Origin of the sequence: Rhizobium sp. BK377 (assembly GCF_014193935.1) — a bacterium.
Classification (GTDB): Bacteria; Pseudomonadota; Alphaproteobacteria; order Rhizobiales; family Rhizobiaceae; genus Rhizobium.
The window spans coordinates 1-24,764 of record NZ_JACIAC010000003.1 but is presented as its reverse complement, the minus strand read 5'-3'; the positions used below and the strand labels follow the sequence as shown (position 1 = coordinate 24,764).

The window sequence follows — 24,764 nt, the reverse complement described above, 5'->3', positions numbered from 1 at the left end:
TCCCCTCTTTTGGTTGTTCAGAATTCGACGGTCGCGAGCGCCGCTTCGGCGTCCGCGAAAAGCTTGGCTTCGTCGAGGCCGGTGAATACACCGGCCTGCCAGACGATGCGTCCATTGATCATGGTGAGGTCGGTCGGCATGCCGATCCCGACCTTGGCGATCAGGCTCAGCGGGTCATGCCGCGTGCCGACATAATCCATCCGCCGCGTATCGATCGCGAAGAGATCGGCGGCCATGCCCGGCGCCAAACGGCCGATATCGCTGCGTCCGAGCAGGCTTGCGCCGCCCGTCGTTGCGTAACCCAGGAAATCGGCCGGCGGCGGAACGGGATGCGCGCGTGTCGATGCCGCCAGGCATTGCAGCATATAGGCGGAATGGATGCAGTGCATGAGGTTGGAATTGTCGTTCGACGCAGCGCCGTCGCAACCAAGCCCGACGCGCAGGTTGAAGGCCGACATGGCCGGAATATCCGTCACCTCAGCGCCTACAAGATAGACCGGCTCCGGGCAATGGGAGACGCCGGTGCCGCTTGCCGCCATCTTGCGCAGTTCGTCATGCCTCAGTTCCCAGCAGTGAGCATAGAAGGTATCCGGACCTGCAAAGCCGAGTTCCGTGCAGTAATCGACCGTACGCATGCCATGCCGCGCCTCGATGACAGGGCTTTCGCCTTCGCCGACATGGGTGTGCAAAAACACGCCGCGGTCACGGGCAAGGGCCACGGATTCAACGAAGGTCTCACGATAGCAATTGACCGGCTGGCAGGGCGCAACGACCACCTGCCGCATGCTGAAGGGACCGGCATCGTGGTAGCTGTCGATCAGCCGGGCGCAATCGGCTATGAATTCATCCGTCGTTTCCAGCATGGCATCCGGGATCGTCGATCCCTCGGATTTCGGCAGCGTATTGCCGCCGCGGCCTGCATGGAAACGCATGCCGAGAAGCTCGGCCGCCTCGAACTGGCGGTCGATCAGACGCTTTCCGGCGTGCCGGGGAAAGCAGTATTGGTGGTCGAAAGCCGTCGTGCAGCCATGCTTGATCATCTCGGCCATGGCGGTCACCGAGGAATGGTAGAAGCAATCCTCGTTCAGCCGCGAGAAGATCGGGTAGATCCGGTCCAGCCATTCGATGACCGACAGTTTTGTCCAGTCGAGATCGGCCCTGTTGCGCACGAAGCACTGGAAGAAATGGTGATGCGTGTTGACGAGGCCCGGATAAACGAACCAGCCGGTGGCATCCTGGATGGCCGTGCCGGCGGGCAATGTTTCTGTCGGAAGGTTCGTTCCGATCGCCCGGATCGCCGGACCATCGGTGAGCAGATCGACATTCCGGCGTATGGCAGGGCCGTTGCCCTCGTCGACAATGACGGCTGCGCAGTTCTTCAGGAGGTAGCCGGCCATCTCAGCTTTCCTCCTTCGCAGGATGAGGATCGGGCTTCAGCTCGTGCAGGCGGTGAATGCCGGGCATCTCGATAAAGCCGCCGAGGCTGCGGACGGCCCTCAACCAGAGCCGGATGTTTGGATAGGGATCGAGCGAGATGCCGCCGTCGGGGGCGAGCGCGACGTAAGGGAAGCAGGCGATATCGGCGATCGTGGCGCGGTTCGACGCCAGGAAGCGCATACCGCGAAGCTGCTGTTCGAAGAGACCGGCTTCCAGCTCGCGCAGCGCGGCGATGCCCTCCGCCTGCAGGCTTTCGATATTGCCGGGGCGCAGAAGCATTTCATGCAGCCGCGCGCCGCCGAGATTGGCCGTCAGCCGATGCGAGAAGGAAAGCCACTGCTGCACCTGCGCCGTCTCTTCAGGCTTACCGTTGCCCAGCCATTCCCGGGCGCCTTGGGCGGCGAGATAGGCTAGGATGGCCGAGGATTCCGTCAGGACGAGATCGCCATCCACAAGGATCGGGATGGAACCTGCCGGATTGAGCGCCAGGAGTTCTGGACGACGATGTTCGATGCCGGGATGAAAATCGACCGGGCGGATATCCAGCTTGATGCCGAGGATCGCTGCCATCAGGCGGACCTTGTAGCAGCTCGGCGAGAGAATGTAGTCGTAGAGCTTCATTGCGCGACCAACTGTGCGCCGTAGGTGTAATTATGGCGCTTGAGCCAGCGCCGATAGGCGACCGAGGTCAGGTCGGCCCTCGTCGGGATTTCCATGCCGGGATCGAGCGGCAGCAGGGCCGGGATCTGGTTCTCAAGGATCGAGCGATCCTGCAGGAAGATCATCTGCTGAAAATGGATGAGGTCTGTCATTGGTGTCACGTCATCAAAGAGGGCCATCCACGGCCATACGTCGCAAAGGTCTTCCGCAAGCGGCTGCACGAAGAGCGTAATGACATCCCATTCGCCCGGCCGGGGAGGGCAGGTCTTGTAGAGCACCGAGCAGGTCGGTGCCGGCACGCGGTACATATATTCAGTCGTGATCCCGCCGCTCGCCGACTTGGCGGCCTGCGGCTGATAGAATTTTACCTGGGTCGCCCAGACCTCGTCTTCGTCCTCGCGGATCTCGACCTTGTAATTCTCGACTTCCGTGTGCGGCTCGGCGCCGAGAATATCGGTGTGAACAAACGGGAAATGGGCGATGTCGAGAAAATTCTCCACCGCGCGCAGCGGCGAGCAGCGCACACGTACCACGCCGACGTCGACAAAACGGCGGCCGGGTTGATCCGCCTCTGGAATGGCAAAAAGTTCCTTGGCGGGATTGCCGAGGGAGGACCAGACATGGCCGTAGCGGACACGGACCGGCAGGCTGCGCCCATCGGTAGATGTCACCCGCGCATTGCCATCGGGCGTGCGCGCCACTTCGATGGGTTCACCCATTAAAGCGGTTTTCGTTCCTGCCTCGGTCAGTTGGGAAAAAAGGCCGACTGGATACCACTCGTTGATCATCGCAGCAGCCTTCGTCATGCGACCTCCTTCTGCCGCGATTCCGCCTGCCGACGCACCGCTTCGGCGACACGGGACGCCGTGACACGGTCCGCCGGGCTGCGGCCCTGCTCGATCAGCAGGTGAATGAGCGTGCAGTCAGCTTGCTCAGTCGGCAGCAGCCTGATCCATGGAGAGTGCGCGATATGGATAAGCCCATCGGCGCCGGCTTTGGAGCCAGCCGCCGATTCAATGGCCGAAATATCAGCGTCTGCCGTCATCGAGCGCAGCGGAACGAGATCGGTAAAGCGTGGCGGCTGTTCCGCCGGCTCTCCGACAGTTACCCAGATGATACCAGCCGATTCCTCGACCTTGTGGACCGCGACACGGATCGTTTCCGGCGGCACAAGATCGGGATGGGCAGGGATGCGAATGCAGGTTCCTGCAGGAGAATAGCTCCAGCCATGATAAATACAGGAGAGTGACTCGCCGCGCACGAAGCCATGGGACAAACGCATCCCGCGATGCGGACAGCGATCCGACGATGCCGACACACGCCCGGACTGACTGCGCCAGAGGGCGATCGATCCTGCTGGTATCCACGCTGGCATGACGGTTGCCGACGGCAGATCAGCAGAAAGGGCGACAGGCGTCCACGAGCCGGCCGTATCAGATGGCATGACCTTTACTTCCTCAATTTTACCAATGCTTTAGCGCCGCTGGCCGCGCACTGTTGCCGAGCTTGCGGCGTCAGTGATCAGAGGCTTGCATAAAAAAATCGCATTGGCAACAATGATTAAATAAAGGGCACAGGATCAATGCCGCCTGAGCTACCGTGTGTCGGCGGGATCTACAATCCTGCGCTGAATCTCCTCCACCCAAACGTCGATCGGGCCAAGCGAACATCCCATTTCAAGCATGTCGATCAGCTCTATCGGGCCTGCGACCTCGAGTTCGATTCGGTCGGCGCCGGTGTGAATGAAATCCTGGGATAGTCCGAGCTTATCGGCATGGCGGCGGATCCACGGGACGAACGATGCGGCATTGACCTCGCCGAGGATCGTCATTCGCTCGTGCAATTCGCCCCCCTGCCGTCCCTGTATCACTGATTTATCTCTTGTTTCATTCATGATGACAGCATAGTGGCAATGAAAGCGCCATGACAACCGGCATGGGCGGTGAGCCGGCAGCATATCTGGCCCCGGCGCCCCATCTGCACGCTCGCAATCAGCGGCGGCTTGTGTGGTGCGGCGGCGCTGCATCCACTGGCATATCTTCCGTTGGCGGCTCCCAGCCGAAGACGCTTCGGCCGCCGAAGGTCGAGGATTGCCGAAATTCGCCGGCCACGATCTCCTTGAGGTCTGGGCCGGTGACATAGCGCTCCAGGCTGCGCGACTGGTCGTCGAGCCGGCGCAAGGCCTGCAGCTCCTCCTCGCGGCCGAGCCTACCTTTCATGACTGCCGATTTCATCACATTGATGGTTTCGTCATAAACCTTGAGCGGCACAGGGAAGGGGTGCCTGTCCTTGCCGCCGTGAGCGATCGAAAAGCGGGCGGGATCGGAGAAGCGGCAGGGCGCGCCATGCACGACTTCGGCAACGAGCGCCAGCGCCTTGACCGTGCGGGCACCAACGCCCGGCACGAGAAGCAAATCCTCGAAATCGACCGGTCCGCGATCGGCAGCCGCGGCAAGATTGCCATGCAAACGCCGCATGTTGACGTCGCTTTCGCGCACATCGTGATGTGCGGGCATGATCAGATGCGGCAGCATCAGCTGTTCGGATGACTGCGGCAAGGGTGCAGGATCGGCCGCCAGGGCAAGGGCTGCGGCCTCGCGGATAATGCGGTCCGGCCCAAGAGCTGCGAGAAGATCCAGTTGGTCGTGGCGGGATTTTTCCGCGCGCCGGTCGGCGAGATTGATGATTTCGCCCTGAGATCGGCCTTCGATGGCCGCATGCGGGGAATTGACGAAGCTTTCCAACCCTTCCGAGAACCAGTGATAGCGCCGTGCCTGACGCTTATCGCCATTCATGCCTTGCTGAACGATCACCCAATGGCCGTCATCGGCGACGATGAAGCCGTGAAGATAGAGGTCGAAACCATCCTGGACGGCTGCACTGTCCACTTTGGCGACCAGCCGGCTCGTCTTGGCAAGGACAGCGCCATCCAACCCCGTCCGTTCGCCGATCGCCATCAGCTCATCCGGCGTCTTGCGCGATTGCGCGCCGCGGCCGCCGCAGACATGCAGTCCGAGTTCCCTCGAAAGCGGCTTCAGCCCGCGCTTCAATGCTCCCAAAACGCTCGTCGTAATTCCCGAAGAATGCCAGTCCATGCCCATGACGGCACCGAAGGACTGGAACCAGAAGGGATGGGCAAGCCGGCGCAGGAATTCGTCACGCCCGTAGTGGTGAACGATGGCTTCGGTTATCAGCGCACCGAGCGTCGTCATACGGTTGCCCAGCCATGGTGGCACGCGCCCTCCGTGAAGGGGGAGGTCGGCGCTGCCCGCTCTTTGCGACATGCTTCCTCTTTCTGCCTGCGATCTGCTGTGATGGATCGGATCACCCGATAAAACAGCTATCCGTCAAAATCGCGGCGATGGCAATAAATTCCCATCTCCGAGAGTCCTGTCCGCTGCACCAGCAAATTAGCGCCTAAAAATGCGATTTTCGACCTGTTGGCGGAACCGAAGCGCGGCGTTCCTAATTTCTATACGGACAGAATGGGAGATCGCGTCATGAAGTCGTTTGCTGCACCATTCATATGTCTGGCAGCGGTCGGGGCCGTTCTGGCTGGCAGTCTCGGGTTTGTTTCCTATGGGTTCCGCGGTCCGGAACCACATCGTTTCGCCAATCTCGATGCGCCGCTTTGGACGACGACACCAAGGCGCGTTGATCCCAGAATGCAGGATTACGAGCGCCTTCCACCTCTTCAGGTCACGGCCGACGCCTCGTCTTCGATACCGGCCAATCTCGTCGGCGTGTCGGCCATTGCACCGCCTGACCCAACCGTGACGGGGGCAATTGAGCAGCCGATGCAGGAGTGGATGGCCGACAGCCGCCATCTCAGCCGGTGCCAGCAACGCTATCGATCCTATAACGTCGCCGACAATACATACCAGCCTTTGGACGGTGGCCCGCGGAAGCCCTGCGTGATCGAAGAAAGGGAGCTTTCCGTCGGACTGCCAGCTGCAGATGCAAGCCCCGACCCGCATATGTCGTGGTGCGCTGCCCGCTATAATTCCTATCGTGCGTCGGATAATACCTACCAGCCTTTCAGCGGACCAAGGCGCCAGTGCGTTTCCCCCGTCATCTGAGCGACGCCATTATTCTCCTATGAGAAGATTGCATGCTTGGGAGCGACTATTGCTCGTGATCCCCGACCAAAGTCCCAGACCGTCTGGTACCTATGTCCGACCGCCTTGCAATTTCGGAACAAGCGGTCAATCTCATGCTTCTGTTCCCGATAGAACAGGCTGGATGAGGCACAAGGCAAAGGACGATGGTGATCTCGAAACGTAATTTCCTGAAGGGCTTCGGCGCGAGTGTTTTTGCCGTCGCGACGCTTGCACCGCTGAAGATCGAGGTCACGGGTACGTTTCCCTCACTCGCCATTCAGGCCGCATTCGCAAAGAACGAAAACGGCAATGGCGGGGGGAATGGAAACGGCAATGGCGGTAATGGCGGCGGTAATGGAAACGGCAGCGGCGGAGGAAATGGAAGCGGTAATGGCGGGGGTGGCGGTAACGGTAATTCGGGCGGCAACGGCAATAGCAGTGGTGGCGGCCGATCGGGCTCGACCGGAACCGGTAGTACGGACAATGCGCCCTCGATATCAGGAGCGCGCGCGACTGAAGATACGGACGGCTCGATCGATATCCGGCATACGAATGGAATAACCGAAACGCTTCGTGCTGGACGCTATATCATGAAGGACTCGAAAGGCCGCACGATCATCAACAGGCGGGCGACATCTGCTGATAGTACGCGGCTCACGCGGCTCCTGCGCTAACGTTTTTCGCGCCACCGCAAGGCAGCTTCCGTCCTGTTCGTGACGCCGAGTTTCGTCAGAATCTGGGTCATATGATGCTTTACCGTTTTTTCCTGTAGATCGAGACGCAGGCCGATGTGCTTGTTTGAAAGGCCTTGCGCAACAAGGTCCATCACCTCGCGTTCCCGCGGGGTAAGTGTGTCCCTGTCCGATGCCTGGCCGCTCAACGAATATTCCATGACTTTGGCCGACATTGTCGGGGAGACGTAGCGGGTTCCCTTGAAGACGGTGCGGATCGCTTCCGCCAGGCCGCGGGAACCGACCCCCTTGAGAATGTACCCCTTTGCTCCGCGCTGCAGGGCGTCGACGAGCGTATCGACTTCCTCTGAAGCCGTGAGCATGAGGATTTTGGTATCCGGGCTTAAGGAAAGGATATCGTCGATGACCGAAAGCCCGTTCCCAGGCATCGACACATCGAGCAGCAGCACGTCCGGACGGCTATCGGCGGCGATCATTGCGGCATCGGATGTGTTGGCGCCTTCTCCGACAACAACAAAATCGCTGACCTCGGAGAGGCTGCGGGTCACCCCTTCGCGAAACAGGGGATGGTCGTCCACGACGCCGATTTTGATGGGCACTATTCTATTCCTCCACTTCCATAGGCGAAAAGGTCATGATGACGGTCGTACCACCTTCGCCGGTTCTTATGTCGAATTCCCCGCCAAGGCTATCGATACGCTCTTTGAGTCCCACCAGACCGAGGCTCGTCGGCCTCACCTGCGTCGGATCGAAACCCTCGCCCTGGTCACTGACCTCGATGCGGACGGCGCCGCCGTGTGATATTGCCCTGACAGCCTGCTGAACGCCGCCGCCATGGCGATAAGCATTGTTGAGTGCCTCTTGAATGAAGCGGTAGATACAAATCTTGAGAGCGGGGGCAAGTTCTGGATCGTCCTCGTCAATTGTCGTATCGACCGCGGTATTGGTCTTCTGCTGGTGGGCTTCAACAACGCGTTTCACGATCTCCGTAATCGAAGCCTTCTCGATTTGCGGCAGGACCAGACCTTTGCAGATATCGCGGATCTCCTTCATCGCTTCGGCAAGGCTCGAACGGATCCAGGAAAGTTCCTTCTCGCGCGTCTCCGGCAGGGTGGCGGCATCGATCAGCAGGTCGCTGTCGAGACGCAGCGAGGCATAGGCGATGTGCTGGGCGGGGCCGTCATGCAGATCGGCGCCGATGCCGCGCAAATAGGTCTCGTTCAAGGCTGCGGCGCGCTGGGAGGACAATTGAAGTCTGCGTTGCAGGCCGCGATTTTCGGCGAGAAGTGCGGAGAGTTCGTCCACTCTGGCCTTTAGGGCTTCGCGCTGGACCTCGATCGTATGGCTGCCGCGAAAGACGAGAATGGAGAGAACGAGGAAGAAGATTGCGGTCAGGCCGGCAACAGCCAGCCAGCTCCAGAGCCGTGCTCGCGCGAGGCTGTCTTCCAGCCCTTCGGCTGTCTCATAAAATTCAAGCACGGCCACAGCCTCTCCGGACCAAGGCTGCAAAACAGGATTGTAAATTTCCATGAGCGCCCTGCCGAGACTACGCTCCTTGGCGCTTTCGGGGTCGCTTGCGACTTCGTAACGTGCGACCAGCGAGCCTGCAAATGCTTGGGCAAGCTTGCCATTGACCGGAAATGCCTTTCCCACCAGTTCCTTTTCATTGGAATAGAGGATCGTACCGTCACGACGCCATAGCTTGAAGGACACGAGACGCCGGCCGAGGGCGCCCTGTCCGAGCGTTTCGTCGAGCGCCTGAGCGCTTGCTTCGTCTAGCAGTGATTCCTTCTGCATGTCCGGAAGCAAGGGCGCGACGACGCTATCGACATAGAGCGCCGTTGCGGCCCCGGAATTGTGAATGACGGCATCCTCGATGAGGTGGGTGACGATAAGCCCTATGACGAACATCGCGCCAAGGGAAACGAGCCCTCCCATGATGAGGAATTGGGAGGCGAGGGAGCGGGCATTCCAGCGTATGAGCCAGTTCATTTCCGACCTGAGTTGCGACGATTCAATCAAACTATCGCATTGGCTGGACTTTTCCAGCTCACTTGACCTCGATGACGTCGGCGCCCGGGACTTTGGCGGTCAACTGGCTCGTGTCGCCAGACATGACCGTACCGAAGACATAGAGCATGGCGGCAAGGAAGATGACGAGCGCCGCCAGGGAGGCATTCCATGCGCTGGAAATTGCCGGGATTTCGTTCCTGTCGTCCATGACCGAACTCCTCTTTTGACAGAGAGTCGAACGGCGTGGGAGATCGTGCGTTCCGGATCTGGGACTTCAGTCCGAGCGTCGTCAGACGAAGGTCGGAGGCGAATCCGACCGAAATCCGTTGCGGCGGGCGGGTATTGCTCGGCAGCGGGATGTGAATGCCCGCAATGGCAGTTGCCGCCCGCCGCTATCGAATGGCTGCCGAGCTAGCAGTATCCACGCCAGTCGATAGCGCTGCCGTCAACGCGATAAGGCTTGCCACGGCGAGATTTTTCCAAAGACGTTGGCAATGGCCGAGAGCGAGGCGGCTCTCATGCGCAACAATCTTTGCCGGCGAAGGGCGTCGACGCGGGTGCCCGGTGCCTTTGCGAGCGCGGCTCGGGCGTCTCTCACCGGACCCACCAGACTTGCGGCAACCTCGGGCAAGGCATCCACTTCAGCCTCGAGGCGTGTGAGATAGGCGTTGAGCCCGTCTGCAGCGGCTTGCCGCAGCCGGCGGGTGGGTGCGTTGCGAAGTTTACGCGTCGCCCAGCGCAGATGTTCTTCGGCATGCCGGTGTAGCGCCTGCGGATGCTTATAGGCCCGGTGATCGCCAAGCATGTCGGCGACGAAGGCCACTTCTCCAAGTTCGCCGCAGCGCCACCAGAGCTCCATATCCTGGAGATATTGCCAGGCCGGGTCCCAGCGGCCGGCCTTGAAGAAGACATCCGTGCGGATCGTTGCGCCCGGCATTGCGACCATATTGTTGAGCAGCAGCAATTCCCGAAACGCCTCGCCGCTGTTGCTGTAACTCCACCCGAAGCGGCGGCCGGGAATCGGATCACCTTCGTAGGTGATCTGCCGGAAACGGCCATGGATCAGAGCAGGGTGGCGCATCGCCGCGCGCCCGATGGCCCGCAACGCTCCCGGCGCGAGACGATCGTCGGCATGCAGCGTGACGAGGTAGTCGGCATTCGCACCGGCGTCGTAGGCGCGATTCCAGTTATCCGTGCGAGGCAGGGTGTCCGGGTGCAGGGCCGGCTTCAGCAGTGGAGATGAGTAGGATGCGATTATTTCCCGACTGCCGTCCGTGGAGCCGTTATCGCAAATATGAACCGCGAAGTCCGGATAATCCTGTGCCAGAGCACTGTCGAGCGCCTCGGCAAGTGTCTCTGCGTTATTGAAGCAGGGTATGATGATGGCGAGAGAGGGTAACTTGCTCGATGTCCCGGCTGTCATGACGAACTCCCGTTTATTGGGCTCCCCGATCCCGCGAACGCGGATTGAGGAGATCGTTGGCAAGGCTCCGCCTGTCGAAGCGGAATGGCACCACTGCTTCCCTCAGACGCTAGCAGCAAGGGTCGCGTCTGCAATTTTGACATCGAACACCTCACGCGCCGGCAACGTCCGGACATCGAAACCGTGTGCGACCACGCCGTTCAGCATCGGGCAGACGAAGAGCAGGCCATTATGCGAGAGGCTTGTCCTGCTCTGCAGGCTGTGGGCCAGAGCCAGATGAAAAACGGCGGCGCTGCGGAATGCATAGACGCCCGCCGATGCAATGTCGGAAATGACGATCTTCTCCCTCGCTTCCAGCATCCGGCCATCATCTCCAATCCTGAGATAGCTGTATTGCGGATGGCGGGAGGAAAATGTGAGCGCGAGACCGCCAAGCTTAGAGTCGGCGGCAAAGATTGCGGCAATGTCTGCATCGCTGTCGAACATGATGTCGCAGAGATCGACGACGACGGGCGCATCCGCAAAGGCGACAAGTGCCGCGCCGGCCGCAGCACTCCAGGCAGCACCGCCGCTCATATCGGACAGCCAGACGATCCGCGCTGTTGGATAGCGGACCAGCAATGTGTCACGAGCGTAGCGCCGCGAAGCAGGCGTGTCCCGCAGCACGAAAACAGGCACAGCCGCGTCGCTCCACCAGGGACGAGCCTCCAGCGTGGCGCCGAGCAATGTCGTTTCTCCAACCGGCATTTCCGCCTTCACCGCGCCGTCAGCCTGTTCAAAATCATTTCCGGCCATGGGAATAATGATATTCAGCGGCGCTGCCGCGCCCGGTCTGACGCCCACGTCATGCATAGGCAGGCTCGCGGCCCCGTAGATATTCGGCCAGATCCTCGGGTGTGCCAAGCCCGTGCATGTTTCTGACATCGATCTCGTAAACGCCGATGCGCGCACCGTTGCGGATCGCATAATTATAGGCGGGGCAGACGTAGAACTCGTTGTTGGTGCGGTCGTTGTGCACCATCATGTCGAGCGCGCCTTTCATGAAATCGCCGGCGCGGCGGAAGAAATAGATGCCGACCGTGGCAAGTTCGGAAATAGGCTGCTTTTCGGCAACCCTGAGCACGAAGCCTGCCGCATCGGTTTCGGCGAAAGACCATTTCGGGTCGCGCTTCGGATCGCGAAACACGAGGATTGATCCGTCGAGATCGCGCGACATGCAGTCATCGATGAAGTCGACGATACGCATGTCCACGACTTGGTCGGAATTGGCGATGAGAAGGGGAGCTTCCTCATCGAGATGCTGACGCGCCAGCAGAACGGTGCAGGCGGTGCCTTCGGTGAGTTGATCGACTGAAACGATCCCGACACCCTGCGAGCGAAGTTCGGCCACCGCATCCGCCTGGCTGTCCAGATGCTCGCGCAGCAGCAGGACCGTCGGCTGTCCATCTGGCGGCAGCGTGTTTTCCAGCACATGCTGGATCATCGGCCGGCCAAGCACGTCGATGAAGGGCTTCGGGCGGGTAAACCCGACTTTGGCGAAGCGGCTGCCCCGGCCGGCGGCCGGCACGACAAGTTGCACGGGTCGTGCCGCTTGTGCGGAGGATAGGCGTCGTACTCCGTTAACCTCGAAATTCTCGATCATTTTTGGGTTGTAAAAACTGTGGTAGCGGTCTGCGGGAACGCTTGCGGAAACGACGCGGCCGCCATCCAGGATCACCTCGTTCAGCGACGAGCTGACATAGTAGCGGTCGTCCACCGTCACTCCATGCCGCAGGGCAGCAGTGGCGGCCTTGAAGAAGATCTGAGCCTCGCGGAAATAGTAGAATCCGGCGATTGCCTTGTTGCTGATGACATCCTTCTCGGACGTTCGGTTGACAAGCCCATCGTCGCCGAGCGTCACATAGGACCAGCGCGGGTGGATCGTCTCGAAGGTAATGACGCCGGCATCCGCCTTGGCTGCCTCGAATTCTGCAATCACGGATGAAAGCCGGGTGTCAATGATCTGGTCGCTGTTGGCGATCACCAGCGGCTCGGTAGGATCGATCCTGTCGACCGCCATCAGGCAGGTGCAGAGTGCGCCGGCCGTCGGGCCTTTCAGCATGACCACCTCCGAGCGGCCGTTGGTGCTGAGGTCGAAGATCCGCTCGTAGGAATATTTCACGGCATCCTGCTGGTCGACGACGAAGAGAAAGCGCGCGCCACTGCCGAGCGACTTCATGTTTTCGATGGCCCACAGGATCATCGGCTTTCCGGCCACTTCGATGAGCGGGCGCGGATAAGCATAGTCTTCCGGGCTGAAGTGGGGGCTTGTGCCCGTGGTAGGGAACAGGACGATCATGCCATCACCTCCGATACACGCTTGATCTCCGACACGATCCGGCCGTAGACAACGTCGGCCGGCGTTCCGATCTGCATGACGTAAGCGCCGCTGTCGCGCGCGGCCTTCAGGCCATATTCATTGTCCTCGAGGATCAGGCACTCATCCGGTCTGAGGCCGAAGCGCTCCATGGTCGTCACATACATTTCCGGATCCGGCTTGGCGCGCGTGACATCTTCGTTGGACACGATGAGGTCGATATATTCCGTCAATCCGGCGCGCCGCATCATGGACTCAATAGTGACACGGATGGAGTTCGAGCAGACGGCGATCTTGTAGTCGTCGTGCTTGAGACGGCTCAGCGCGTATTGATGAGCAAATACAGGCTTGCAGCGGGTGTAGATCAGCTCCATCGTATAGTCCTGCTTCAGCTCGTGGATAAGCTCGTTCAGGCCCTTCGGCAGGCCATTGGTACGGGAGAGAATCTCCAGCTTGCGGCGAGTTGGCAGGCCATCGAACGTGGTCAGATGCGCCTGGCGGTCGATCGGCATACCGAAAAGATCGAGCGCCCGGTTCAGCGCCTCGTAATGCCATTCCTTGGCATCGATCAGCACGCCATCCATGTCGAACAAGACAGCTCGGATCATGCGACTTCCTCCTCAACCATCCAGGCAAAACTCCGCTCGGCCGCGTTGGGCAGATCGGTACAGATCATCAGCCGATCGAGCTGAAGACCGCTCTTTGCAGCCTGTCGCAATGCAGCCGACCAGGCGGCCCAGACCGCTTCGTGCGCGCGCTTGTGCAGTTCTGGAGAGACCATTGCGACATATTTGCCGCGTCTGAGGTCGTCGATCGCGCGTTCGATCGAGGCCGGCGTCTCGGTGAAGGAATCCACCCAGACGCCTTCACAGCGTTCGTAGAAGGACGGGTAGAGCTCGACCTCGCTGTAGCGGGTGAAAACCGGGATATCGCTGTCGAGATAGGGCCTGAGATCGGGAACCGACGCGTCGAAAACGAAGGAGTGTTTCATTACCCCGTATTGTTCCAGCATCGGCACCAGGGCAGGGCATAGGCCGTCCGCCTTGATGTTGATGGCCAGCCGTCCCGGAGCGCCCTTTGCTGCATAGCACTCGAGAACTCGCGCAAAGGACAGTGCTCCGGTTGTGGCAGGATCGTGTGAAATAACCAGCTCGCCATTCAGATCGCGAACATCCAGTTCAACACCGTGTCCGGCGGCAAATGCCTTGTCGAATGCCCCTAAAGTGTTCCGCTCGTGGGATGTAAGCCACCAGCCACGATGTGCGAGTATCATCATTACGTCCCTCCGGGCCAAATCGGCCAATAAACCTGTCGCAAACGGCCGGATGAAATCCTCATGCGTCTGTCGACTAATCCTTGCGCGTGTGGTTGTAATTCATATTAACTATGCGGAATTGAGTATAAATCGTCAACCTGGAATATATAAGAAAGTTGTTACTTAGGTAACATACGAAGTGTGTACAGAAATGCCAAGATATATGAGAGATAAACTCAAAAACATGTGACCATGGGCACAACTATTACAGATTCAGCTGATTTGTCCGACGCAGAGGAAGATCAAGGGCGAGGTACCGCCTCTACATCACGGGATGCGTTATGGATTTCTGGCGCTCGTTTGGTCAGCCAGTTCTGCGGCATCGGCACATTGCTGGTCGCAGCCCGCGTGCTCTCACCGGCAGAGGTCGGCATATTTGCCATGGTTTCGTCGACCGTATTGCTGCAATCAAAGATTGCAGAGGCCGGCTGGAGTGAATATCTGATTGCTGCACCGCACGATAGGGAGCTGCCCGGCACAGTTCTATATTGCGCGCTCGCAAGCGGCCTTGCCTTCACCATTCTCGGCTTGATTGGGCTTGCTGTTTCCCTTGTCTGGCTAACGCCGGCCGGCTCAATCTTCTTCACACTCTTGCTGCTGATGGCGACCATCGTTCCGGGTACCTTCATCATCTGCCAGAGTGGCGTATTGGTCAGAGACCGACGTCTGCGCGAACTTGCCTTCTATCAGGCAGCCTCGGAATTTTCGGGCCTTCTCGTCACGACCGGGGGGCTATTGCTCGGCTGGGGCATCATTGCACTCGCGGCAGGGCGCTGTTGCGTCGTGCTTGTCGCACTCGTCATGTCGATGGGCTTTGCCCGCTGGCTTCCGCGCTTTGAATTCAAGCTCGCCACCGCCCGCGAGGCGCTTGCCTATTCTTCCCGGCTCCTGGCATCGCGCCTGATGCAATTTGCGCAAAGTTACGGAGCGGAGTTCCTGATCGTGTTCTTCATCGGCGCGACGGAAGTCGGTCTCTACAGAATGGCAAGCCGTATCGTCGGCGCCGTCACAGAGTTGATTTCCGAACCCGTACGGATGCTGGCATGGAGCTATTTCTCCCGCCAGCAGGGCGAGGCGGGTGGCGGGGCGGAAGGCCTTGCCCGGCTTGCGGGATTGATCATGGCGGCCACCGCTTTTGCCGCTCTTCCCGTCTTTATGGGCCTTGCCGTCATATCCGAACAGCTCGTCAGCGTGCTGCTCGGCGCGCAATGGCTGGCAGCCGCGCCGGTCCTCATCCTGCTGGCGGCTGCGCGCGGTATCGCCGTCGTCCAAATGCTCAACGAGCCCGTGCTTAGCATCACCGGGCGGGTTGCCCTGCTGCCGCGGCTGAACATGTTGTTTACGGCAACGAGCCTCGCTTGCCTTGCGATCGCCGGCTGGGTCCGTCCGGACCTCGTCAACATTGCGGTTGCGCAGGTCGTGGCCGCGGCATTGACGACCTCGGTGTCGCTTTACTTCCTGCAATGCAGCACGGGTTTCCGTTGGCCCTCCTTGTTGCATCGGATCCTTCCCGCGGGGTTCGGCGCGTGTGTCATGGTCGGTGCGGTCGGCCTGGCTCTCCATACGGTACGCGGCAGCCTGCACCTTCCCTTGCTGAATTTGTTGATGGGAGTTGTGGTGGGGAGCCTGGCCTATGGAGTCATCGCATGGTCCAGCGGTCGCGCCTTAATGGCGGAACTCAACCATGTTACGGGTGCGCAATAGCGGCATCAATGAGATGCCTTTCAAAGTCGAGCTTTTGCCGATCCCCCTCAAACAACCTGAAGCAAATCCTTGCGAGGACTGTTCGCGCTCAGATGACGGTGAGGTTGCCCGCTCGACTGGCGGTCGCTCTGGATTGAGGCACGACGCGGGATGTGTTGGCAAGCTTCGAACTTATGACGACTGAGCGCGTTCTTATCACGTGACAATAGACCCGCCGGATGGGGAGGAGCCAATGACGGATATACGCGCACGCGGATTCAATACGAAGGCCGAGTTAGACGAATATCTTGCCGACATCGAGGCCGCCGAAACCGAAGCGGCTACGGTGCCCCGGGTCGATGTTGCGGTGGAGAAAGGGGAAGCCGTCGAGCTTGCAAGATTGCAGGAGGAGCTGACATTGCTGCGCAGACATCTTGCTCTCCTGCGCGAGCAGACAAAGACCGCGATCTCGGCACGCGCTCCACGGATGGATGCGAGCACCCAAAGGCAGTTTGGAAACTATCCCTGGCTGAAGCTCGCCGGGATCATTGCCATAACGTTCCTGGTGGCAAGACGGATGCGATGGCTGCCCCATGCGGGGATGAAGACGATGCCCCTCTCCCTTTTACGCTTCGGCTGGGTGTGATTAGACTTTTAAGCCAAACGCTCAGTCAAGGCGCAGCCAATAGTAACCGTAGGGCTGGAAGGTCAGCCGGTAGCCGCTTTCGGAAATTGGGGGAAACGCCAAGCCATTGATGAGTTCGACGGGAGTGCTGCCCTCCAATCCGACGAGCTGTACATCGGTCGCGACGGACGCGTCCGACAGATTGGCAGCGCAAAGTAATTTCTCCTCGCCATATTCCCGCAAATAAGCGATGACAGCCGGGTTATCATTTTCGAGAAAGTGGATGCTTCCTCGCCCGAAAGCCTGGTGCACTGTCCGCAGCTGCAGGATGCGGCGAAGCCAGTTGAGCAGCGAATGCGGATCGCTTTCTTGCTCCCTGACGTTGATTGCCTTGAAGCCATATTGCGGATCGTCGATCAGTGGCAGTGCGAGCTGCTCCTCAGGCGCGGTCGAAAAGCCGGCGTTTTTGTCCGGCGACCATTGCATCAGCGTGCGCACTCCGTTCCTGTCCCCGAGCTCGATATTGTCACCCATTCCCAGTTCGTCGCCATAGTAGAGCACCGGGCTGCCCGGCAATGATAGGAGCAGGATGTGCAGGAGTTCGATGCGCCTGCGGTCCTGGCCCATCAACGGCCCAAGCCTGCGTCGGATGCCGAGGTTCAATCTTGCCCGTTTGTCTGCGGCATAGGTGTTCCACAGGAAATAGCGTTCCTCTTCGCTGACCATCTCCAGCGAAAGTTCATCATGATTTCTCAGGAAGATCGCCCATTGGCAGCTGTTCGGGATATCGTAGGTCTGGCCAATGATGGTGACGATAGGCTGCTTGTCGGCTTTGGCGATCGCCGTGAATATCCGCGGCATCAGCGGAAAGTGAAAAGCCATGTGGCATTCATCGCCCTTGCCGAAATATTGGCGCGCCTCTTCCGGCCATTGATTGGCCTCGGCAAGAAGCACCTTACCGGGATAGCTGCCATCCAGTGTCCTTCGGATGTATTTCAAGAGGGCGTGAGTTTCCGGCAGGTTTTCGTTGCGTGTTTCGTCGCGCTCGACAAGATGCGGAATGGCATCGAGCCGAAAGCCGTCGACACCGAGATCGAGCCAAAAACGCATGGTATTCAGCAGAGCGTCGACAACTGCCGGGTTTCGATAGTTGAGATCCGGCTGGTGGGAATAAAAGCGGTGCCAGAAATAGGACTTCGCCACGGGATCCCACGTCCAGTTGGACCTTTCGGCATCGACAAAGATGATGCGCGTTTCCTTGAACTTTTTGTCAGTGTCCGACCAGACGTAGAATTCCCGCTCAGGCGAACCGGCAGGCGCCCGCCTTGCTCGCTGGAACCAAGGGTGCTGATCGGACGTATGGTTGATGACGAGTTCGGCGATGACGCGGATCGACCGCTTGTGGGCTTCCTCGACGAACCGGCTGAAGTCGTCGATTGTCCCAAATTCGGGTCGGATGCCCTCATAATCGGAAATATCATATCCGTCATCTCTGCCCGGCGACGGGTAAAATGGCATCAGCCAAATCGTGTTGATGCCAAGCTGCGCCAGGTAATCCAGCTTCTGCGTTAATCCCTGGAAATCGCCGATCCCGTCGCCGTTGGCATCAAAAAAAGATTTGACATGCAATTGATAAATGATGGCATCCTTATGCCAGAGAGGATGCTGCAGCCCGCTATCCGACATTAAGATTCTCTGGGTTTCCGCCGATTCGAAAGGTGCCGTAATGAATTGTGCATCTATCAAATCCGATCTTCCACGAACTGTTCCGCGCCCTCGACCGGCTGCAGCCAGGGTTCGCGCCGTTTGATCCAGAGCTCGTAGGTGGGCCTGAGGCCGGTCGGTGCGTCTTGCAGGGTTCCGAGTTTGATCTCGGCCTCGTCTTCGCTGTAGGCAAAGACCCGCGAACCGCAGGTCGGGCAGAAACGGCGGCCGTGATGCTCGACGGTTTCGCCTGTGGTTTTGAAGGCGGATGTCTGCCAGATCGCGTAATAGGTAAAGGCCGAGCCGCTCTCCTGTCGACAATCGGTGCAATGGCAAAGCCCGACGCGTATCGGCTCGCCCTCCACCTGATAGCGCACCTTGCCGCAATTGCAGCTGCCGTGTCGTATGGTCATCCAGGACCTCCCTTAGTGTTTCACCTCGAAAGGCGATTGATCGTCGTCGAAATTGCCGTTGCTCAAACTGTCGTAGCGATTGAGGCTTGGTTCGCCGCCGCGGGTACCGAAGGGCGTCAGCTGCACCATCATTTCCCTGGCGCGATCGATTGCGTCTTCTTCGCTCCGCGCTGCCGCCTCGGGGAGATGCACCGTCAGCTGCTCACCGGCGTCGCCGAAGAAATCGACATGCCAGCCCTCCTGCTGATGTGTCACCTTTGCCTCGTTCGGATGCATGGAAACTTTCCTCCGGCCTTTCCGCTGGTTTGCCTTCTTGCGTGGCATGGAGATCAGTGTATCAACCGATATGATGGCGATTGGTTCCGGAGCTTTCCTCCTCCGGTTCTGCACTGACGGCCTGCCGGCGCGGTTCACTCAATCCTTCATTTCGCCGGCCTTCATTCTGTCCGCATCTGCCGAGGGACATGAATATTCATTGAGGAGGAGCGGTCGAGATAAGCTTCGGCTCGGCGGTCGCGCATAGAGACGATCGACGCATCTATTTGCCATCCTCTGCGTTCACTTCAAGGACGCATCTTGCGCGAACCCTCGAAAGGAACGCATATGAGTTTTCCAGTCCCGACCAGCAATGATCCCACGCGTCGTTTTCAGGAAGCGACTGATGCCGCCCGCGCTGCCCTGGAGGCGGTTATCGCCGATGCCAATGCCGCGGGTTGGGGCACGGATGAAATCGCCGTGGCGCTCGTCGAGGCGGCACGGTCTCTCAAAGACGCCAACACGAGAGATCCTGACCCTGCCAGCGATCCGGCAATCGGCGATGTCGACGCGAAGCAAGGACAGATCGGACGTGGTGAGTTATTTGATTGAGCGATGACCCGCCGGTCGTTCGCAACAGGACAAACGACCGAAGCGTGCCACCGGCGCGATCGTCTCGTCAGATCCTGATCTGCAACAGACCGCCTCGGGCCACCTGTCTGCCGTGGCACCAGAACGGGTGGATCATGTCATTGATGGTCAGGGTGTCGGCACATGGGACAAGCGGCTGCCATCCTTCATTGGCATCAAGCCCGACGAATGCCAATCTTGTGAGGGATTTTGTGCCTGCAAGCAGATCTTCATCATCGATGGTGATGTCTACCAGCAGCACCTCCGGCGCCCGCGCGGAGCAATCGATCGCTTCCCGGGCGATTGTCGTCACGGACGTGCTTGCTCCCATATAGAAAGCCATGATTGGATTGTTGTCGAAGTCGGCGATGGCCGGAACGAGCAGATTTGCGGGCAGGACCGTCAGCGTATCGCGGCTGCCATCAAACCGGTGTCCGGTTGCGTCCTCGCCTGCGAGGCTGCGATTACCCGAAAACTGGTAGAAGATCTCACGTCGAGTGAGATATTCGACTGTCCAACGACCTGAATGGTCTGTTGCATTAGTCGCGAGCGCCGCGATTTCCGCTATAACTTCATGATAGGTGGTGCGAGCATTGGCCATAGCGATTCTCCTTGAGGGACAAAGGCGGCCGGCGGGTGAATGTTCCTGTTCAAAAGAGAATTACTTCCTGTGCGGGCACAATGACGATGGCCTCGATCATGACGCGGTGCTTTCGGTACGGTGCTGCTGAAATGCGCGAAGAGTGCCATCATATTGACGCAGTGCGCGTTAACCTTTGAGTGCGAAGGGAGATGAGCATGGCTGGACACGATAGCTACTATATCGAGATCACCACGCGTCTTCGATCGGTGCGATCCTTCTGCGAGTTTCTGTCGAGCGGCGGGACTGTCGGCGTCGCTCCGGCGGACGGCTTGCGCTATGGCGATGTTACCACCGATCTGCTTGCAAGAACCCGCAAGGAGGCGGAAGCTCTCGATCGCATGCGCCGTCAACTCTTTCCAGATCGTGCGGACGAAGAGGTTTCGCCGGCACTCTACACCTGTGGACTCACCGGCTCCCGTCGCTCACATAAGCCAGATCGAGCTCAATCATGACGGGCGCATGATCGCTCGTATGATCCCAGCTCCGCGGATTGCGCCGAACGCTGGCAGAGCGAAGATGTGGGGTGATATCAGGACTGAGAAGAGCGTGGTCGATCCGCAGTCCCGCGTCTCGCTCGAATGAGTTTCTCCAGTATTTCCAGAATGTGTAGATCCGCTCATCCGGGTGAAGGTGGCGAAGCGAATCCGTCCATCCCTGTTGAACCAGTCTGGCATAGGCTTCTCTGACCTCGGGTCTGAACAAGGCATCGTCGCGCCATCGTTCCGGGGAATAGACATCCATCTCTGTCGGCATGACGTTGAAGTCGCCGATGAGCAGGGCTGGGACTTTGAGGTCTAAGAGCTCGCCGGCATAGTGATGCAGTCGATCAAACCAGCGCAGCTTGTAGTCGAACTTGGGACCGGGCGCAGGGTTGCCGTTTGGAAGGTAGAGGCAGCATATCAACAAGCCGTTTATGGCAGCTTCGATATAACGGCTGTGGCTGTCGTCCGGGTCTCCAGGCAGGCCTCGGCGCGTGAGTACCGGTAAGGCGCCTCTCGCAAGGATTGCCACACCGTTCCAGCTTTTTTGGCCATGCCAGACGGCGCGATAGCCTGAACGTTCGATCTCCCGTCGCGGGAATTTGTCATCGGAAGTCTTCAGTTCTTGAAGGCAGACGACGTCTGGCGCATCTTCTTCCAGCCATCGTAGGAGTATCGGAAGGCGGCCGAGGATTCCGTTGATATTATAGGTGGCTATTTTCAATCGACCTCCAGACGGCGAGGCGGACCGGACAGGTTGGGTGCTCGTCTGCCATTGCGTTAGCCATGGCGGGAAACCGGAAAATCGCCATGTTCACCATCCCTATTGCGTCCGGTTGACACGGCCCGTACTCGGCGAATGGAATGTGCATGGCTTCAGAAAGTTCCCGTTGGCTTGTGACTGAGGCGGATCGGGCTGCCTTGCAATAGCGTCATGCCGTTCTTATTTAAGCGACATCACCCGTATCGGCCTGGGCAGGGACCACAGCGCGACAGGCTCTCCTCTTGAGGAGAGATTGCGCGGTCCAGCCAAGGCTTTCGCAAGCCGGACCATCGGCTGGCTCTGCATCATTGCCGCCGTGCCGGCAAGCGCAATCCTTTGATCGTTTCATTCAAAGCTACCTTCGATTGCGCCATTCGCGCAGAACGAGTGCCGAGGGATTGGGGCGAGCAGGCTCAACACCACCATCCGCAAGGAGAAAACATGCAGGTCATCGTCAGAGATAACAATGTCGAACAGGCTCTCCGCGCCTTGAAGAAGAAGATGCAGCGCGAAGGATTATTTCGCGAAATGAAGGAGCGGCGGGCCTATGAGAAACCTTCCGAGAGGCGTGTCCGCGAAAAAGCCCAGGCAATTGCCCGACAGCGCAAGGCTGCCCGAAAGAAGATGCAGCGCGAAGGGCTTCTGCCAGCCGCAAGACGTGGTGCGTTTACACGCTGATAAGAACAGCGCCGCCGCACCATGCCGGCGGCCCTATCCTTGGCTTCAATTCTGGAAAGGGACACCATGGAAGAGTTGCGTAGTTTGACAGTTTCCGACGATCGGCTCGACGATTGCCGTGAGGCGATCGGACCGGATCTACAGGATCTGATCGAGGCGACTGTGGCCTCCGGTTTTACGATCGAGGAAACGTTGATCGCGATCAGCGAACTGGTGGCGGAAGATTTCGCTTCCGCAGTGAATATCCCCAGCGTTCACTGAGGCGGAAGATCATGGTCGCGTGTCCATCAGATCCAGATCTGAGAGGCGTTGGAAGCTCGGTTCCTCAAGCGCGTGACACGCGATCGCGAGGCAGTGCATCCTGACTGCCGGCCACTTTTTCTTCCCCGTCCAGAGCATTTTGCATTTCCGTGAAAACGCGAATGAGCTGCGAGGTCGCGGGTGCTGCATCGTCTGAGAAAACTGTGCCGGAGGCAATATTGGCGGGCGTTTTCTGGCCCGTCTGCGATGGCACCGGGAGCAGGCTTACGATGAGTGAGGCGAAGAATTTCTTTCGGCGTTCGGCGACTTCCGCAAGCAGGAAGCAAAGGATGAAGCAGACGACGAGCAGGGCGGCCGCCATCGCAATATGCTCCTCCACCGGATGCAGAAAAGATGCAAACATGAGGATGAGCGGCTGGTGGACGAGATAGAGCGTGAAGCTGCCGCCGGCCAGCCATTTGATCACCGGGCCTGTCTTCGTAAACAGTGCGGGAGCCTGGGAAAGCAATGATGCGGTGCCGATGAGGTGCAGGACCACGGCAACGCCGATGAGATTGAAGTAGACGAAATTGATCGCTTCTTGAGTGAGTGACCAAGTCTCGTACATGTTGGTAGCAGCGCGGTCGGCGAAAAATTTCAGGCTGAAGAACAGCAAAAGCGATGCGGTTATCATCGCGATGGAAATGGTGCGCCGAAATGGCGGGCGTTCGATGACGCACTTCATCGTCAACCAGCCCATGAGCCACAGCGGCATATACATCAGGATCTTCGGGCCGGCGGCAGCGGCCCACAGAAACAGCAACGGCACTTTCGCGCGCCGCGGCGAAAAGGCGAAGAGCCCAAAGAACAAATAGTACTGAACTTCGAAGCCCAGCGACCAATACGGTTCGCCGCTACCAAAAACGGCATGTGCAAACCATAACTGATTGGTGAAGGTCACGTAGGCCAGCGCCGCTTCGACTGATACCGGGGTAAAAAATCCGGTGTTGATGAAATCATAGTAAAAGGCGTTTGCGTGCATCCCGATGCTATCGGCAACGAAGATCACCGCGATCGCCAGCAGAGCAACAGGCATTATTCGGGCGACGCGGGCGACGAGGTATGCGCGCCAGTCCTTCTCGCTCACCTGCCCGACATAGCTGATGACAAATCCAGAAAGAACAAAGAAAACCGCGACTGCCTCCCGTCCCCAGCCCAGAGGTCCGATCTTGATGGAGGGGAGCAGGAAAACATGCGCATGGGAAAGAAATACGACGATGGCTGCGCCGAGCCGCAGCAGATCAAGATAGATGGAAAGATTGCCGTCAATCTTCCTGCTTTGGATTGCACCCATGACTGATTTCCCGTTAGATGACAAAGCGTATGTTCAACTAAGAGCGGCTTTGTCAGGAACTGGTTTCGCGCTGATGCGCGAGGGTGCCATTCGATCAAGCAAACCTTTTAAAAGTGTTTACTGAATAAGCTTAAATATTGAATGAGCGGTCGATATTAGCGATCTCACGGCGAGCAGTGGATCTGCCAGTTATAATCGCTCTGCCCAAGCAGTCGTATATTCGGACAGGCGCCGAAGATGGTCGCCAGCGGAAAATCCGGAGATTTTCTTTCGTGGCTTGAGATCGTGATCGCCATCTTCCAGCCAGAGGAGATCGATTTGATCCGAGAGCGCGCAGGATGCAACTTCTTCCCTTGAACCGAAGGGATCACGCGTTCCCTGGCAGATCAGTGTAGGCGTGCGCAGGCGTTCCAGATGCGCAGTGCGAAGCTGGTCCGGCTTTCCCGGCGGGTGAAACGGATATCCGAGGCAAAGCAAGCCCCGGACTTTCTTCGCCGCGAAGCTCTCATCGGCGATCATGCTTGCAACGCGGCCTCCCATCGACTTGCCACCGATGATCAATTTGCTCGCGTTTAGTGCGCCGACTGCGGCGCGATACTCATCCAGGAGATGGTCGGCGCGCGGAGGAGGCTTGACCGCTCCGGTCAGGCGGCGCTGCGCCATATAGGCGAACTCGAAGCGCGCCACCCTGAAACCGCCGTCTGCCAGCGCTTTGGCAAGATCGGTCATCGACGCAGAATCCATTGCTCCGCCTGCGCCATGGGCCAGGAGAATCGTGAAGGCGGCCGTTTCCGGTCCTGTGATCAAAAAGCTGGTCATTGCTGTTCCGCCTACTTTAATTTCGGGCTGACCGCATCGGAAATTCATTCTGCGAGAGCACGTTCGGCTTTGGCAAGAGCATGGCTCCTCGAGCAAGCGATAGCTTTCGATTTCCTGTTGCGTCTCAAATCAGAACAAGCTGCTCCCGACAAAAATCTCCACGACGCTGACCTGAAACAATACATCTTCGTGTTTTCGGGATCGGGTGGCATGCCTTGCCGGGATGCAGCGATGTCGCTGGTTTATGGGTGCATGGAGCTTCTGGACAGGCTGGCGAGCGACGAGAAGCCGCAAGACCGGCCCTCGGAAAGCCTCACCCGGCGGGAGATCGAATGCCTGCGCTGGTCGGCTGCGGGCAAGAGCAGCGACGAGATTGCGATCATTCTTGATCTGTCGTCGCATACGGTGGTGGGATATCTGAAGAGCGCGATGCGCAAGCTGGATTCGGTCAACCGCATGCAGGCGGTCGCCCGGGCATTCCG

The 24,764-nt window shown here is 58.9% G+C and carries 30 protein-coding genes; 9 read left to right on the top strand and 21 right to left on the bottom strand.

Annotated elements, in window-relative coordinates; genetic code table 11:
- Positions 1–17 precede the first annotated feature (17 nt).
- The 6 genes from FHT92_RS14745 to FHT92_RS14720 form a co-directional block, all read right to left on the bottom strand.
- Positions 18–1,397, bottom strand: a complete 1,380-nt coding sequence (locus FHT92_RS14745; protein WP_183826367.1) for an amidohydrolase — start codon at positions 1,395–1,397, stop codon at positions 18–20.
- 1 nt (position 1,398) lies between these two features.
- Positions 1,399–2,058: a glutathione S-transferase family protein gene (locus FHT92_RS14740; protein WP_183826364.1), complete on the bottom strand. Its 660-nt coding sequence runs from the start codon at positions 2,056–2,058 to the stop codon at positions 1,399–1,401.
- Complete coding sequence (locus tag FHT92_RS14735; RefSeq protein WP_183742895.1) at positions 2,055–2,903, bottom strand: aromatic ring-hydroxylating dioxygenase subunit alpha; 849 nt, start codon at positions 2,901–2,903, stop codon at positions 2,055–2,057. The genes FHT92_RS14740 and FHT92_RS14735 overlap by 4 nt, the downstream gene beginning before the upstream one ends.
- Positions 2,900–3,541 (bottom strand): aromatic ring-hydroxylating dioxygenase subunit alpha, encoded by a 642-nt coding sequence (locus FHT92_RS14730; RefSeq protein WP_183742897.1) that lies wholly within the window; start codon positions 3,539–3,541, stop codon positions 2,900–2,902. Before FHT92_RS14730 ends, FHT92_RS14735 begins: the two co-directional genes overlap by 4 nt.
- Positions 3,542–3,691: 150 nt before the next feature.
- Complete coding sequence (locus FHT92_RS14725; RefSeq protein ID WP_183827437.1) at positions 3,692–3,991, bottom strand: acylphosphatase; 300 nt, start codon at positions 3,989–3,991, stop codon at positions 3,692–3,694.
- Positions 3,992–4,088: 97 nt separating this feature from the next.
- Positions 4,089–5,381, bottom strand: coding sequence for a DUF763 domain-containing protein (locus FHT92_RS14720; protein WP_183826361.1), 1,293 nt, complete (start codon positions 5,379–5,381; stop codon positions 4,089–4,091).
- A 216-nt stretch (positions 5,382–5,597) separates the two neighbouring features.
- On the opposite strand from FHT92_RS14720, the gene FHT92_RS14715 reads away from it, so the two are divergent.
- Positions 5,598–6,176, top strand: coding sequence for a BA14K family protein (locus tag FHT92_RS14715; RefSeq protein ID WP_183826358.1), 579 nt, complete (start codon positions 5,598–5,600; stop codon positions 6,174–6,176).
- A 185-nt stretch (positions 6,177–6,361) separates the two neighbouring features.
- Complete coding sequence (locus FHT92_RS14710) at positions 6,362–6,871, top strand: hypothetical protein (RefSeq protein ID WP_183826355.1); 510 nt, start codon at positions 6,362–6,364, stop codon at positions 6,869–6,871.
- On the opposite strand, the gene FHT92_RS14705 is transcribed toward FHT92_RS14710, so the two are convergent.
- From FHT92_RS14705 to FHT92_RS14670, 8 genes are all read right to left on the bottom strand, one after another.
- Positions 6,868–7,491, bottom strand: a complete 624-nt coding sequence (locus FHT92_RS14705; RefSeq protein ID WP_183743478.1) for a response regulator — start codon at positions 7,489–7,491, stop codon at positions 6,868–6,870. The two genes, FHT92_RS14710 and FHT92_RS14705, sit on opposite strands and share 4 nt — an antisense overlap.
- Position 7,492: 1 nt before the next feature.
- Positions 7,493–8,881: a sensor histidine kinase gene (locus FHT92_RS14700; RefSeq protein ID WP_183826351.1), complete on the bottom strand. Its 1,389-nt coding sequence runs from the start codon at positions 8,879–8,881 to the stop codon at positions 7,493–7,495.
- 58 nt (positions 8,882–8,939) lie between these two features.
- Complete coding sequence (locus FHT92_RS14695; protein WP_183742907.1) at positions 8,940–9,110, bottom strand: hypothetical protein; 171 nt, start codon at positions 9,108–9,110, stop codon at positions 8,940–8,942.
- Positions 9,111–9,347: 237 nt separating this feature from the next.
- Positions 9,348–10,325, bottom strand: coding sequence for a glycosyltransferase (locus FHT92_RS14690; protein ID WP_183826349.1), 978 nt, complete (start codon positions 10,323–10,325; stop codon positions 9,348–9,350).
- Positions 10,326–10,427: 102 nt separating this feature from the next.
- Positions 10,428–11,177, bottom strand: coding sequence for a hypothetical protein (locus FHT92_RS14685; RefSeq protein ID WP_210278490.1), 750 nt, complete (start codon positions 11,175–11,177; stop codon positions 10,428–10,430).
- A complete protein-coding gene (locus tag FHT92_RS14680; RefSeq protein ID WP_183826346.1) occupies positions 11,170–12,663 on the bottom strand; it encodes a glycosyltransferase family 2 protein in 1,494 nt (497 codons plus the stop codon). The genes FHT92_RS14685 and FHT92_RS14680 overlap by 8 nt, the downstream gene beginning before the upstream one ends.
- Positions 12,660–13,289, bottom strand: a complete 630-nt coding sequence (locus FHT92_RS14675; protein WP_183826343.1) for an HAD family phosphatase — start codon at positions 13,287–13,289, stop codon at positions 12,660–12,662. The genes FHT92_RS14680 and FHT92_RS14675 overlap by 4 nt, the downstream gene beginning before the upstream one ends.
- Positions 13,286–13,957 carry a hypothetical protein gene (locus FHT92_RS14670; RefSeq protein ID WP_183826340.1) on the bottom strand — a complete coding sequence of 224 codons (672 nt, stop codon included), beginning with the start codon at positions 13,955–13,957 and terminating at the stop codon, positions 13,286–13,288. Before FHT92_RS14670 ends, FHT92_RS14675 begins: the two co-directional genes overlap by 4 nt.
- Before the next feature lie 231 nt (positions 13,958–14,188).
- On the opposite strand from FHT92_RS14670, the gene FHT92_RS14665 reads away from it, so the two are divergent.
- Together FHT92_RS14665 and FHT92_RS14660 are read left to right on the top strand one after the other, a co-directional pair.
- Entirely contained in the window at positions 14,189–15,700 is a 1,512-nt protein-coding gene (locus FHT92_RS14665) for an oligosaccharide flippase family protein (protein ID WP_281413025.1), read from the top strand.
- Between the two features lie 232 nt (positions 15,701–15,932).
- Positions 15,933–16,325, top strand: a complete 393-nt coding sequence (locus tag FHT92_RS14660; protein WP_183826335.1) for a hypothetical protein — start codon at positions 15,933–15,935, stop codon at positions 16,323–16,325.
- A 21-nt stretch (positions 16,326–16,346) separates the two neighbouring features.
- Here the strand turns inward: FHT92_RS14660 and treS are convergent, their stop codons facing one another.
- From treS to FHT92_RS14645, 3 genes are read right to left on the bottom strand one after another with little or no spacing between them, the layout of a single operon-like run.
- Positions 16,347–17,990 (bottom strand): maltose alpha-D-glucosyltransferase, encoded by a 1,644-nt coding sequence (gene treS, locus FHT92_RS14655; protein ID WP_183826332.1) that lies wholly within the window; start codon positions 17,988–17,990, stop codon positions 16,347–16,349.
- 56 nt (positions 17,991–18,046) lie between these two features.
- The gene (locus tag FHT92_RS14650; protein ID WP_183826329.1) at positions 18,047–18,421 is read right to left on the bottom strand and encodes a GFA family protein; all 375 of its coding nucleotides are present in this window, start codon (positions 18,419–18,421) and stop codon (positions 18,047–18,049) included.
- A 12-nt stretch (positions 18,422–18,433) separates the two neighbouring features.
- On the bottom strand, positions 18,434–18,697 hold the full coding sequence (locus tag FHT92_RS14645) for a hypothetical protein (protein WP_183742924.1): 264 nt from the start codon (positions 18,695–18,697) through the stop codon (positions 18,434–18,436).
- 327 nt (positions 18,698–19,024) lie between these two features.
- On the opposite strand from FHT92_RS14645, the gene FHT92_RS14640 reads away from it, so the two are divergent.
- Complete coding sequence (locus tag FHT92_RS14640) at positions 19,025–19,288, top strand: hypothetical protein (protein WP_183826326.1); 264 nt, start codon at positions 19,025–19,027, stop codon at positions 19,286–19,288.
- A 67-nt stretch (positions 19,289–19,355) separates the two neighbouring features.
- Here FHT92_RS14640 and FHT92_RS14635 read toward each other — a convergent pair whose 3' ends face one another.
- Positions 19,356–19,907, bottom strand: coding sequence for a hypothetical protein (locus FHT92_RS14635; protein ID WP_183826323.1), 552 nt, complete (start codon positions 19,905–19,907; stop codon positions 19,356–19,358).
- A gap of 197 nt (positions 19,908–20,104) precedes the next feature.
- Here FHT92_RS14635 and FHT92_RS14630 point away from each other — a divergent pair, with 197 nt between their 5' ends.
- Positions 20,105–20,401: a hypothetical protein gene (locus tag FHT92_RS14630; protein WP_183826320.1), complete on the top strand. Its 297-nt coding sequence runs from the start codon at positions 20,105–20,107 to the stop codon at positions 20,399–20,401.
- On the opposite strand, the gene xth is transcribed toward FHT92_RS14630, so the two are convergent.
- Positions 20,355–21,152 carry an exodeoxyribonuclease III gene (gene xth / locus FHT92_RS14625; protein WP_183826317.1) on the bottom strand — a complete coding sequence of 266 codons (798 nt, stop codon included), beginning with the start codon at positions 21,150–21,152 and terminating at the stop codon, positions 20,355–20,357. The genes FHT92_RS14630 and xth overlap by 47 nt on opposite strands.
- A 480-nt stretch (positions 21,153–21,632) precedes the next feature.
- On the opposite strand from xth, the gene rpsU reads away from it, so the two are divergent.
- Positions 21,633–21,869: a 30S ribosomal protein S21 gene (gene rpsU, locus FHT92_RS14620; RefSeq protein WP_183742934.1), complete on the top strand. Its 237-nt coding sequence runs from the start codon at positions 21,633–21,635 to the stop codon at positions 21,867–21,869.
- 66 nt (positions 21,870–21,935) lie between these two features.
- Positions 21,936–22,130 (top strand): hypothetical protein, encoded by a 195-nt coding sequence (locus FHT92_RS14615; RefSeq protein WP_183742937.1) that lies wholly within the window; start codon positions 21,936–21,938, stop codon positions 22,128–22,130.
- Positions 22,131–22,194: 64 nt separating this feature from the next.
- Here FHT92_RS14615 and FHT92_RS14610 read toward each other — a convergent pair whose 3' ends face one another.
- A complete protein-coding gene (locus FHT92_RS14610) occupies positions 22,195–23,463 on the bottom strand; it encodes an acyltransferase family protein (RefSeq protein ID WP_183826314.1) in 1,269 nt (422 codons plus the stop codon).
- Positions 23,464–23,652: 189 nt separating this feature from the next.
- Positions 23,653–24,282, bottom strand: coding sequence for an alpha/beta fold hydrolase (locus FHT92_RS14605; RefSeq protein ID WP_183827431.1), 630 nt, complete (start codon positions 24,280–24,282; stop codon positions 23,653–23,655).
- Between FHT92_RS14605 and FHT92_RS29640 the strand changes: the two genes are divergently transcribed.
- On the top strand, positions 24,223–24,764 hold a 542-nt coding region (locus tag FHT92_RS29640; protein ID WP_281413024.1), incomplete at its 3' end, for a helix-turn-helix transcriptional regulator. The genes FHT92_RS14605 and FHT92_RS29640 overlap by 60 nt on opposite strands.

Coding starts and splice junctions, on each gene's coding strand:
- FHT92_RS14695 (WP_183742907.1), bottom strand. CDS start 9,110: ATGGACGACAGGAACGAAATCCCGGCAATTTCCAGCGCATGGAATGCC.
- FHT92_RS14745 (WP_183826367.1), bottom strand. CDS start 1,397: ATGGCCGGCTACCTCCTGAAGAACTGCGCAGCCGTCATTGTCGACGAG.
- FHT92_RS14690 (WP_183826349.1), bottom strand. CDS start 10,325: ATGACAGCCGGGACATCGAGCAAGTTACCCTCTCTCGCCATCATCATA.
- treS (WP_183826332.1), bottom strand. CDS start 17,990: ATGTCGGATAGCGGGCTGCAGCATCCTCTCTGGCATAAGGATGCCATC.
- FHT92_RS14645 (WP_183742924.1), bottom strand. CDS start 18,697: ATGCATCCGAACGAGGCAAAGGTGACACATCAGCAGGAGGGCTGGCAT.
- FHT92_RS14605 (WP_183827431.1), bottom strand. CDS start 24,282: ATGACCAGCTTTTTGATCACAGGACCGGAAACGGCCGCCTTCACGATT.
- rpsU (WP_183742934.1), top strand. CDS start 21,633: ATGCAGGTCATCGTCAGAGATAACAATGTCGAACAGGCTCTCCGCGCC.
- FHT92_RS14640 (WP_183826326.1), top strand. CDS start 19,025: ATGAGTTTTCCAGTCCCGACCAGCAATGATCCCACGCGTCGTTTTCAG.
- FHT92_RS14610 (WP_183826314.1), bottom strand. CDS start 23,463: ATGGGTGCAATCCAAAGCAGGAAGATTGACGGCAATCTTTCCATCTAT.
- FHT92_RS14685 (WP_210278490.1), bottom strand. CDS start 11,177: ATGCATGACGTGGGCGTCAGACCGGGCGCGGCAGCGCCGCTGAATATC.
- FHT92_RS14665 (WP_281413025.1), top strand. CDS start 14,189: ATGGGCACAACTATTACAGATTCAGCTGATTTGTCCGACGCAGAGGAA.
- FHT92_RS14635 (WP_183826323.1), bottom strand. CDS start 19,907: ATGGCCAATGCTCGCACCACCTATCATGAAGTTATAGCGGAAATCGCG.
- FHT92_RS14740 (WP_183826364.1), bottom strand. CDS start 2,058: ATGAAGCTCTACGACTACATTCTCTCGCCGAGCTGCTACAAGGTCCGC.
- FHT92_RS14710 (WP_183826355.1), top strand. CDS start 6,362: ATGGTGATCTCGAAACGTAATTTCCTGAAGGGCTTCGGCGCGAGTGTT.
- FHT92_RS14630 (WP_183826320.1), top strand. CDS start 20,105: ATGGCTGGACACGATAGCTACTATATCGAGATCACCACGCGTCTTCGA.
- FHT92_RS14680 (WP_183826346.1), bottom strand. CDS start 12,663: ATGATCGTCCTGTTCCCTACCACGGGCACAAGCCCCCACTTCAGCCCG.
- FHT92_RS14670 (WP_183826340.1), bottom strand. CDS start 13,957: ATGATGATACTCGCACATCGTGGCTGGTGGCTTACATCCCACGAGCGG.
- FHT92_RS14715 (WP_183826358.1), top strand. CDS start 5,598: ATGAAGTCGTTTGCTGCACCATTCATATGTCTGGCAGCGGTCGGGGCC.
- FHT92_RS14725 (WP_183827437.1), bottom strand. CDS start 3,991: ATGAATGAAACAAGAGATAAATCAGTGATACAGGGACGGCAGGGGGGC.
- FHT92_RS14720 (WP_183826361.1), bottom strand. CDS start 5,381: ATGTCGCAAAGAGCGGGCAGCGCCGACCTCCCCCTTCACGGAGGGCGC.
- FHT92_RS14730 (WP_183742897.1), bottom strand. CDS start 3,541: ATGCCATCTGATACGGCCGGCTCGTGGACGCCTGTCGCCCTTTCTGCT.
- FHT92_RS14660 (WP_183826335.1), top strand. CDS start 15,933: ATGACGGATATACGCGCACGCGGATTCAATACGAAGGCCGAGTTAGAC.
- FHT92_RS14615 (WP_183742937.1), top strand. CDS start 21,936: ATGGAAGAGTTGCGTAGTTTGACAGTTTCCGACGATCGGCTCGACGAT.
- FHT92_RS14675 (WP_183826343.1), bottom strand. CDS start 13,289: ATGATCCGAGCTGTCTTGTTCGACATGGATGGCGTGCTGATCGATGCC.
- FHT92_RS14650 (WP_183826329.1), bottom strand. CDS start 18,421: ATGACCATACGACACGGCAGCTGCAATTGCGGCAAGGTGCGCTATCAG.
- FHT92_RS14700 (WP_183826351.1), bottom strand. CDS start 8,881: ATGAACTGGCTCATACGCTGGAATGCCCGCTCCCTCGCCTCCCAATTC.
- FHT92_RS14735 (WP_183742895.1), bottom strand. CDS start 2,903: ATGACGAAGGCTGCTGCGATGATCAACGAGTGGTATCCAGTCGGCCTT.